General features: G+C 64.1%; 2 protein-coding genes. Both read right to left on the reverse strand.

Translation table 11 applies throughout. From position 1 onward, the window contains the following. The coding region (locus tag AACY08_RS27520) for an Hsp33 family molecular chaperone HslO (protein ID WP_339472263.1) at positions 1-370 on the reverse strand (370 nt) is incomplete at its 3' end. Positions 371-488: 118 nt separating this feature from the next. Beyond that, positions 489-903 (reverse strand): DUF167 domain-containing protein (locus AACY08_RS27525; protein ID WP_339472264.1); only part of this gene is annotated, 415 nt, incomplete at its 5' end.

The raw sequence follows: 903 nt of genomic DNA on the forward strand, positions 1-903 counted from the left end.
CGAGATAGCCAGCGCCAAACAGCGCGAACAGGCTTGGGTTCTCCGGGGCGGATGCCAGCCGTTCGGCATCATATTGAACATAGCCGCGCAGTTCGCCGCCTTTGTAGTCGCACACCAGCAGGGTTACGATTCCCGACTGGGTTTGCGCCTGCATGGTGAGCTGGCCTTCCGCATCCTTGAGCGTCGAGCCAATCATTGCGGCCAGCGTCAGCGCCTCCGCCAGCAACGCCTCGATCGGTGCGGGATAAGCGTGGGCGTCGAGAATCGTGTCGAGCACCGGGCCGAGTCGCACGACCCGACCGCGCGCGTGGCGCGCCGGGATGGTGAAGCCGAGGGCGCGGTCGGAGTCGGTGGTGCGAAGGTCGTCCATATAAAATCCGTTCGGGCTGAGCCTATCAAAGCCCTGCTCTCCCCGCACGACCATCGTGGATAAGGAGGGCCCTTCGACAAGCTCAGGGCGAACGGGGATTCGCGGCAATACTCCCGCGCTAGCGCGTCACCAGCACCACCTTGTCGCGCGCGGTCGCCCCGCGCACCAGCGTTAGCGCCGATCGCGGTCGACCCAGCGCCTTGGCGAGCAAGGCGAGGATCGCGTCATTGGCCTTGCCATCCTCGGGCGTCACGGTGGTCCGCACGTTGAGCACAGCGGGCGCTCCATCGGCGGGCAGGCGGATGTCGTTCGCGCCCGCATTGGGGGTTGCGCGGATCGTCAAATGCCCGTGCGCATCGATCAATCGTTCGAGTTCCTCGCGCGGGGGGAAGCTGTTCTTGATGCGGCTCATGCCCGCCTTCTTAAAAGAATACCGACGCGTTGAGCGGTCGGGGTGTGCCCGGATTTCCAGAAGCTTGATTTCATCACGCACCTCAACGGTTGGGAGTCTTGTAAGAAGGCCTGGTGATGGA

Origin of the sequence: Pseudomonas sp. EL_65y_Pfl1_R83 (assembly GCF_963970695.1) — a bacterium.
GTDB classification, from domain to species: Bacteria; Pseudomonadota; Gammaproteobacteria; order Pseudomonadales; family Pseudomonadaceae; genus Aquipseudomonas; species Aquipseudomonas tritici.